We start from the raw sequence: 8,317 nt of genomic DNA on the forward strand, positions 1-8,317 counted from the left end.
GGCGAGGTCGAGGATCTCCTCCTGCTCGGCCTGGGTCAGGTCGTCGTCGCGCAGCAGGTGGCGGGTCATGCGGGAACCTCCGTGGATGTCTCGATCAGCAGCGCATCCTCCACCGTGCGCAGCGAGGCGGTCAGCAGCTCGACGAACTCGTCGATCTCGACGTCGCCGATGGTCAGCGCGGGCACGAGGCGCAGCGTCTCGTCGTTGGGGGCGTTCACCACGAGGCCGTGCTCCTGCGCCGCTGCCACGATCGCCTTGGCGACGGGATGGGTCAGCGCGACGCCGAGCAGGAGCCCGCGTCCGCGCACGCCGCCGATGAGCGGTGAGCCGATGCCGAGGATCGCCGCACGCAGCTGCTCGCCGCGCTCCGCCGCGTTGCGGACCAGGTCGGCTCGCTCGATCTCGCCGAGCACGGCTCCGGCCACGGCGGTGCCGAGCGCGTTGCCGCCGAACGTCGAGCCGTGCGTGCCCGGGTAGAACAGGTCGCTGGCGGCGCCGAAGGTGATGAGCGCTCCGATCGGGAAGCCTCCGCCGATGCCCTTGGCGACCGTGATCGCGTCGGGTGTGATGCCGGCGTGCTGGAACGCGAACCACTCCCCCGTGCGGCCCGCGCCGGTCTGGATCTCGTCCACGATCAGCAGAGCGCCGTGACGCGCCGTCAGCTCGCGCGCCGACTCCAGGTAGCCCTCCGGCAGGTCGATGACTCCCGCCTCGCCCTTCACGGGCTCGACGAAGAGCGCGGCGACGCGGTCGTCCAGTGCCGCCTCGAGGGCCTCGACGGTCGAGTCGATGAACTCGACGCCGGGGGTCATCGGCAGGAAGGGCTCCTGCATCCAGGGCTTCCCGGTGAGGGCGAGCGTTCCCATCGTGCGCCCGTGGAACGCATCCTTGAGCGCGAGGATGCGCGGCCGGTCCGCGCCGCCGTGCAGCCGTGCGAGCTTGAAGGCGGCCTCGTTGGCCTCGGCACCGGAGTTGCCGAAGTACACGCGCCCCGAGTCACCGGTTCCGGCCAGGCGCTTCAGCCGTGCGGCGAGCTCGAGCTGCGGCGGCGTGGCGAAGTAGTTCGACACGTGCGCGAGGGTCGCCGCCTGATTCGCGAGCGCCGCGACGAACACGGGATGCGCGTGGCCGAGCGAGTCGACCGCGATCCCCGCGAGGAAGTCGAGGTACCGCTTGCCGTCGGCGTCCCACAGGTGCGATCCCTCGCCGCGGACGAACATCGCCATCCGCTCGCCGAAGCTGCGCACGAGGTCGCGCCCCGCTGCTTCCTGCCACATCATCCGAGCACCACCTCTGTTCCGATTCCCTTGCTGGTGAAGACCTCCACGAGCACCGAGTGCGGCACTCGTCCGTCGATGATCGCCGCCGTGTCGACGCCGCCTTCGACGGCATCCAGGCAGGCCTGCATCTTCGGGATCATGCCCGACTCGAGCGAGGGCAGCATCGCCCTCAGCTCGGTGGCGGTCAGGTGCGACACGAGCGAGTCGCGGTTGGGCCAGTCGGCGTACAGCCCCGGCACATCGGTGAGCACCACGAGCTTCGCAGCGCCCAGGGCGACGGCGAGAGCGGATGCCGCGGCATCCGCGTTCACGTTCAGCGAGTGACCCGGCTGATCGAGGTCGGGGGCGATGCTCGAGACCACCGGGATCCGGCCCGCCGCGAGCTGGTCGAGCACCGCACGCGGGTCCACCTCGACCACGTCGCCGACGTTGCCGAGGTCGTGCTCGACGCCTTCGATCACGACGCCGCGCCGGCGTCCGCCGAAGAGTCCCGCGTCCTCGCCGCTGAGCCCGGCGGCGTGGGGGCCGTAGGTGTTGATCTTGGCGACGAGCTGCGGATTGATCTGGCCCGTGAGCACCATGCGCACGACCGAGATGGCCTCGGTCGAGGTGAAGCGGTAGCCGCCCTTGAACTCGCTCGGGATCGAGAGCCGGTCGAGCATCGATGAGATCTGCGGTCCGCCGCCGTGCACGACGACCGGCTTGACCCCGACGTAGCGGAGGTAGGCGATGTCGGCGGCGAAGGCGTCCTGCAGTTCGTCGGACACCATGGCGTTGCCGCCGTACTTGATGACGATCACCTGGTCGCGGAAGCGCTGCAGCCACGGCAGGGACTCGATGAGGGTGGCGGCCTTGCGGCTCGCCTCCTCGGGATCGGTGTCCTGGATCTCGGTCATGAGGAGTAGGCGCTGTTCTCGTGGACGTAGTCGTGCGTGAGGTCGTTGGTGAGGATGGCGGCCGTCGCTCCGCCGACCTTGAGGTCGATCACGACCTCGGTCGCGCGCGGGGTGAGGTCCACCGCCTCCCGCGGAGCGTCGGGTCCGCCGGCGGTGCACACGCGCACGCCGTTCATCCAGACGTCGACGTCGTACGGGTCGAATTCGGCGGCGGTGGTTCCGATGGCGGCCAGCACGCGTCCCCAGTTCGGGTCGTTGCCGAAGATCGCCGCCTTGAACAGGTTGTTCCGCGCGACCGAGCGGCCGACCTCGACCGCGTCCTCCTCCGAGGCGGCGTTCTGCACGAGGATGCGAATGTCGTGGCTCGCCCCCTCCGCGTCGGACTGGAGCTGTTCGGCCAGATCGAGGCAGACGGCCGTGAGCGTCTCGCGGAACGCTCCCGGGTCGGGCGTCACCCCCGACGCGCCGCTGGCGAGCAGCGTCACCTGGTCGTTGGTCGACATGCAGCCGTCCGAGTCGAGGCGGTCGAAGCTCGTGCGGGTCGCGGCGCGCAGGTGCTCGTCGGCCTCCTCCGCCGTGAGGACTGCATCGGTGGTGATCACGACGAGCATCGTGGCGAGGCCGGGCGCCAGCATCCCGGCTCCCTTGGCCATGCCGCCGATCGTCCAGCCGTCCTGCGTGCTGACGACGCGCTTGGGGCGGGAATCCGTGGTCATGATTGCGAGGGATGCCGCCTCCCCGCCGTCCGCCGAGAGCTCGGCGATCCCCTGCGCGGTGCCGGCGAGCACCTTCGCGCGGAACACCTCGTCGCCCGTCCCGATGAGACCCGTCGAGCACACGAGCACGTCGCCCGCGCTGACGCCGAGCAGCTCGGCCGCCTTCTCCGCGGTCTGGTGGGTCGTCTGGAATCCGAACGCGCCGGTGAAGCAGTTCGCTCCCCCGGAGTTGAGGACGACCGCCTCGACGACGCCGTCCTGCACCGCCTGCTGCGACCAGATGATGGGGTTGGCCTTGGCGCGGTTGGAGGTAAACACCGCCGCGCCGACCTTGAGCGGTCCGCGGTTCACCACAACCGCGACATCCGGCTTTCCCGTCGACTTGAGCCCGACGGCGACCCCGGCGGCCTCGAATCCCCCCGGTGCGGTGACGCTCATGGGGAGACTCCGTTCACGGTGAGCGCCGTGCCTTCGGGAAGACCGAGCGCGATGTTCATCGACTGGACGGCGGCGCCCGCGGTGCCCTTCACGAGGTTGTCGACGGCGGCGACCACGACGACCCGGTCCGCGGCGCGATCGATCGCCAGACCGATCAGAGCCGTGTTCGCGCCGAGCACGTCCGCTGTGCGGGGGAACTGCCCTTCGGGCAGCAGCTGGACGAACGCCTCCCCACCGTAGGCCGCCTCCCATGCGCCGCGGATGTCGGCGTCGGTCGCTCCCCCCGCGATCCGCGCGGTGGAGGTGGCGAGGATGCCGCGCGCCATCGGCACGAGCACCGGGGTGAACGAGATGCGGATGTCGCCGCTCGCTCCCGCGCCGCGCAGCGCCTGCGCGATCTCGGGGATGTGCCGATGCGTGCCGCCGACGGCATACGGGTTCGCGGTGCCCAGGATCTCGCTCGCGAGGAGGTTCGGCTTGAGGCTCTTGCCCGCGCCTGACGGGCCGACGGCGAGGACCGCGACGATGTCGGAGGGATCGATGACGCCGGCCGCCATCCCCGGGGCGAGCGAGAGCGAGACCGCGGACGCGTTGCAGCCGGGAGCGGCGATGCGCGACGCCCCGACCAGCCGTTCGCGCTGCTTCGCACCGCCGACCGGCAGTTCGGGCACGCCGTAGGTCCACGGATCGTGGAAGGCGCCGCCGTAGAACGCGTCCCAGTCCTGGACGGATTCGAGCCGGTGGTCGGCGCCCGCGTCGATCACGAGCGGCGTGTCGCCCAGCGCATCGGTGTACTGGCCGGACTGACCGTGCGGCAGCGCCAGGAAGACGATGTCGTGACCGGCGAGGACGTCGGGGGTGGTCTCCTGCAGCGTCAGGTGCGCGAGCGAGCGGAGGTGGGGCTGGTGCTGGATGAGCGGCTGTCCCGCGTTGGAGTGCGCGGTGACGGTGCGGATCTCGACGTCGGGATGTGCGGCGAGGATCCGCAGGATCTCGCCGCCCGCATAGCCGGATGCGCCGGAGACGGCGACCGAATATGTCATGGGTTCCACCTTAGAGTCTGGGTGCGGGGCCGGAGACGGCGACGCCTGCGGCGTCCATGACAGGACCGCGTGCAGGGTCGCCTAGAGTCGGCGCTCGCCCAGACGGCGTCGGCGCGCGGGAGCGGCGCTCGGAGCGAGCGTCGCGAATCCCTGGGTCGCCGAAGGCATGCCGCGACGATATCGGCCGGGCCGCGGCATCCGCAAATCGGTTACGCCGCGGGTCCGTGCAGGTCGTCCAGCAGCGTCAGCTCCTCGGTGCGGGACAGCCCCGATCGCCGCTCGCGGTCCAGCCCGCGCTCCCGCTCGTCGGCGAGTGTCCGGGCGAGGGTCTCGCGCAGCGGACGCAGCCGGCCGCCGAGCAGCCGGAACACGGCGTTCGAGCGGGTCCAGAAGCCGGGCATCCCCGCCGGCAGCCAGAGCGGCAGCGAGCGCGGGCCCATCCAGTAGGCGACGTCGTGGGTTTCGAGCCACGCGTCATCGGCCGTGCGGGTGGCGCCGGTGTGTCCGGCGACCTGTGCCGCCTCGCGCAGGACTCGGTCCAGCGGCACGGGATCGCCGACCGCGTTGGCGACGCCTGTCCACCGCTCCCGGCCGACCGAGACCAGGAAGTCGGCGAGGTCGTCGACATCGATCACCTGCGCGCCGCGATCGGTCGTGTCGGGCACGAGCACCTCGCCCTGCGCGGCGAGCGCGAACCGCCCGACCCAGTAGCCGAAGCGATCGGTCGGGTCGCCCGGTCCGACGATCAGCCCCGGGCGCACGATCGCCGCCCGGTACCCGAGCGCGGTGCGGACGGAGGCCTCGGCGCCCGCCTTCGCCCGTCCGTAGTCCGGCTCGTCGTCCGATCCGAGCGGCTCGACCGCCTCGGCCGACTCGTCGGCTCCGGGCGCGTCGTTCTCGGCGTAGACCGAGACCGTGGACACATACGTCCAGTGCTTCGCCCGCCCGCCCAGCGCCTCCACGGCGCCGGCCACGTGGACCGGGTTCGACGAGATGTCGACGACTTCGTCCCACTCCCGCACGGAGACCTCCGCATACGCCTGCGCGTCGTCGCGGTCGCCGGTCACGAGGGTCGTGCCATACGGGGCGGGGCGGCCACCCCGCGCGAGGCAGGTGACGGATGCTCCCGCGTCGGCCCACATCTCGGCCACCCGGCCGCTCAGCCAGCCGGTGCCGCCGAGGATCAGGACGTCGGTCATAGCTCCACCCAACCAGACCGGCCCGCGGCGCGGCATCCCCTCCGCTCTCGGCGGAGTCCGAGGCGGCTGACAGGATGGCGGCATGCTCACCACCGTCGCCGTCTCGGGCTACCGATCGCTGCGCGACGTGGTGCTCCCGCTCGCCGAACTGACGGTGGTCACTGGAGCGAACGGCTCGGGCAAGTCCAACCTCTACCGCGCGCTGCGCCTGCTCGCGCACGCGGCTGCGGGCTCGCTCGTCGGCGCCATCGCACGCGAGGGCGGGCTGCCGTCCCTGCTGTGGGCAGGCCCCGAGTTCGGCGGCGACCAAGGCACCGTGCGCAAGGGACCGGTCGCCGTCAAGCTCGGCTACGCCTCCGACGAGCTCGGCTACCTCGTCGATCTCGGCATCCCCCAGGTCGATCAGTCCAGCCTCTTCGCCCGCGATCCCGAGATCAAGCGCGAGCAGGTGTTCGCCGGACCGTTTGCGAAGCCTGCGACCCTGCTGATCGATCGGCTCCGCGGCGCCACGCGTGTGCGCGACGGCTCGTGGGTCTCCCTCGACCAGCAGCTCGCCCCGTACGAGAGCATCATCACCGACCTCGCCGACGGCGACACCGCGCCGGAGCTGCTCGCGCTGCGACGCACTCTCGGCGGGTGGCGCTTCTACGACCACTTCCGCGTCGACGCCGACGCCCCGGCGCGGCAGCCGCAGGTCGGCACGCGCACCCAGACCCTCGCGCACGGGGGCGAGAACCTCGCGGCCGTGTGGGCGACGATCCAGGATGCCGGGCACGGCGACGCCCTCGACGCTGCGGTGTCCCGAGCGTTCGCCGCCTCGCGGGTGCGCATCGAGGCGGCCGACGGGCGTTTCCGCCTCGTGATGCACCAGCCGGGACTCCTGCGGCCGCTCGAGACCACCGAGCTCTCCGACGGCACGCTGCGCTTCCTGCTGCTGTGCGCTGCGCTCCTCCCCGCGCGGCCCGCGCCCCTCCTCGTGCTCAATGAGCCGGAGGCCAGCCTGCACCCCGATCTGCTGGAGCCTCTCGGCGCACTCGTGGCCGAGGCATCCGCTCGTTCCCAGGTCGTCGTGGTGACGCACGCCGAGCGGCTCTCGAGCGCACTCGAAGGGGCCGGGGCGCTGACGCATCGCCTCGAAGCGCACCCCGACGGCACACGGATCGCCGGACAGGGCACGCTGGATCGCCCCGCCTGGCACTGGGGGTCGCGCTGACCCGACGGCCGCGGATCGACCGGGCTACTCGCGCAGCGTCGCGCCGAAGCGCTCGGAGACCGCCCGCACTCCGGCGAGCTTCGCCTCGGTGGCCTCGGCGGCCGTCAGCGTGCGGTCCGGGGCGCGGAAGCGCAGCGCGAACGTCAGGCTCTTCGCACCTTCGGGAACCCCCTGCCCGCGGTAGTCGTCGACGAGCCGCAGCGACTCCAGCAGGTCCCCGGCGCCCTCGGTGAGCGCAGCGCGCACCTCCCCCGCAGGCACGTCGGCGCCCAGCACGAGCGAGACGTCCTGCGTGGCGGCCGGGAAGCCCGACAGCGACGACGCCACGACCTTCTCCCCCGCGAGGGACAGCACGAGGTCGAGATCCAGCTCGGCGACGATCACGCGACCGGGAAGATCGGATGCCTCGGCCACGGCGGGCAGAAGCTCCCCGACGTAGCCCACCTCGACGCCCCCGACCGACAGCACGCCGGTGCGCCCGGGGTGCAGCGCCGCGCGCTGACCCTGTGCGAGCTCGACCGATACCCCCGCAGCGGCGGCGATGGTGCGCACGGCGTCCACGGCGTCAGCGAGCTCGGCGGCGACCGGCGCGAGGCCGGGCTGCTTGGGCAGGAGCTGGCCGGCGAGCAGCACCGCCGCGTGGCGGTGCTGCGGGGGGATCGACGCGTCCAGTTCGGCGAGAGTCGCGGCATCGGGCCGGACGGCGAGCGGCGGCACATGCGCCGTGCCGTACGCCACGTCCGGCTCGGGCAGGAACACGACGCCCGTCTCGAACAGGGCGAGATCGGTGAAGCCGCGTGCCACGTTGCGGTGCGCGACCTGCAGCAGGTTAGGCACGAGCGAGCGGCGCAGGAACGGCGCCTGGCCGTCGAGGGGGTTGGCGAGCTTGACGCTGGGCAGGTGCTCCCCCGAGGCCGAGCCGTGCAGATCGTTCTGCTCTTCGGTCGTGAACGGGAAGGACGGCGTCTCGACGTAGCCGGCGGCGGCGAGTGCGTTCGCCACCCGGCGCCGTCCCTGCTGCGCGGAAGTGAGGCCGCGACCGGACGGAGGCGTCGGCAGGACGGAGGGGATGCGGTCGTAGCCCTCGATGCGGGCGATCTCCTCCGCGAGGGTCCACTTGTCGGTGAGGTCGGGGCGCCACGACGGCGGCGTGACCCACCACTGCGCGTCGTCGGCCTGGTCGCCCGCGTCGCTGACCTCGGCTCCGACCATCTCGAGGGCGGCGACGATCTCGGCTTCGGAGTAGTCGACGCCGATGAGGGCGGGGACGAACTCCTTCGGCAGGGCGATCGCGCGCTGCTCGACGGTGGCGAACAGGGCGCCGCCGACCTCGAGGTCCAGCGTCCCCCCGGCGTACTCGGCCATCAGGTCGGCGACGCGCCGGGCGGCGACGAACGGGATGAGGGGGTCGACCCCGCGCTCGAAGCGCCGGGACGCCTCGCTGGGGAGCTTGTGCCGCCGGGCGGTCCGTGCGATCGACACCGTGTCGAACGTGGCGGCCTCGATGAGCACGTTGCGCGTCGCGGCACTCA

7 protein-coding genes are annotated in these 8,317 nt (G+C 72.2%); 1 reads left to right on the plus strand and 6 read right to left on the minus strand.

Annotated elements, in window-relative coordinates; genetic code table 11:
* Nucleotides 1-65 precede the first annotated feature (65 nt).
* The 5 genes from ACE3O1_RS13415 to ACE3O1_RS13435 all read right to left on the minus strand — a co-directional run bounded on the left by ACE3O1_RS13415 (nucleotide 66) and on the right by ACE3O1_RS13435 (nucleotide 5,572).
* Nucleotides 66-1,280: an acetylornithine transaminase gene (locus ACE3O1_RS13415; protein ID WP_374315848.1), complete on the minus strand. Its 1,215-nt coding sequence runs from the start codon at nucleotides 1,278-1,280 to the stop codon at nucleotides 66-68.
* Nucleotides 1,277-2,176, minus strand: a complete 900-nt coding sequence (gene argB / locus ACE3O1_RS13420; protein WP_374315850.1) for an acetylglutamate kinase — start codon at nucleotides 2,174-2,176, stop codon at nucleotides 1,277-1,279. The genes ACE3O1_RS13415 and argB overlap by 4 nt, the downstream gene beginning before the upstream one ends.
* On the minus strand, nucleotides 2,173-3,330 hold the full coding sequence (gene argJ, locus ACE3O1_RS13425) for a bifunctional glutamate N-acetyltransferase/amino-acid acetyltransferase ArgJ (protein WP_374315852.1): 1,158 nt from the start codon (nucleotides 3,328-3,330) through the stop codon (nucleotides 2,173-2,175). Before argJ ends, argB begins: the two co-directional genes overlap by 4 nt.
* On the minus strand, nucleotides 3,327-4,373 hold the full coding sequence (gene argC, locus ACE3O1_RS13430; protein WP_374315854.1) for an N-acetyl-gamma-glutamyl-phosphate reductase: 1,047 nt from the start codon (nucleotides 4,371-4,373) through the stop codon (nucleotides 3,327-3,329). Before argC ends, argJ begins: the two co-directional genes overlap by 4 nt.
* A 209-nt stretch (nucleotides 4,374-4,582) precedes the next feature.
* A complete protein-coding gene (locus ACE3O1_RS13435; protein WP_374315855.1) occupies nucleotides 4,583-5,572 on the minus strand; it encodes an NAD-dependent epimerase/dehydratase family protein in 990 nt (329 codons plus the stop codon).
* Nucleotides 5,573-5,654: 82 nt separating this feature from the next.
* On the opposite strand from ACE3O1_RS13435, the gene ACE3O1_RS13440 reads away from it, so the two are divergent.
* Nucleotides 5,655-6,785: an AAA family ATPase gene (locus ACE3O1_RS13440; RefSeq protein WP_374315857.1), complete on the plus strand. Its 1,131-nt coding sequence runs from the start codon at nucleotides 5,655-5,657 to the stop codon at nucleotides 6,783-6,785.
* Nucleotides 6,786-6,809: 24 nt separating this feature from the next.
* Here ACE3O1_RS13440 and ACE3O1_RS13445 read toward each other — a convergent pair.
* Nucleotides 6,810-8,317: phenylalanine--tRNA ligase subunit beta (locus ACE3O1_RS13445; protein ID WP_374315859.1), on the minus strand; the 1,508-nt coding region annotated here is incomplete at its 5' end.

It is taken from the genome of Microbacterium sp. (genome assembly GCF_041909575.1).
GTDB lineage: Bacteria > Actinomycetota > Actinomycetes > Actinomycetales > Microbacteriaceae > Microbacterium.

Coding starts and splice junctions, on each gene's coding strand:
- ACE3O1_RS13415 (WP_374315848.1), bottom strand. CDS start 1,280: ATGATGTGGCAGGAAGCAGCGGGGCGCGACCTCGTGCGCAGCTTCGGC.
- argB (WP_374315850.1), bottom strand. CDS start 2,176: ATGACCGAGATCCAGGACACCGATCCCGAGGAGGCGAGCCGCAAGGCC.
- argJ (WP_374315852.1), bottom strand. CDS start 3,330: ATGAGCGTCACCGCACCGGGGGGATTCGAGGCCGCCGGGGTCGCCGTC.
- argC (WP_374315854.1), bottom strand. CDS start 4,373: ATGACATATTCGGTCGCCGTCTCCGGCGCATCCGGCTATGCGGGCGGC.
- ACE3O1_RS13435 (WP_374315855.1), bottom strand. CDS start 5,572: ATGACCGACGTCCTGATCCTCGGCGGCACCGGCTGGCTGAGCGGCCGG.
- ACE3O1_RS13440 (WP_374315857.1), top strand. CDS start 5,655: ATGCTCACCACCGTCGCCGTCTCGGGCTACCGATCGCTGCGCGACGTG.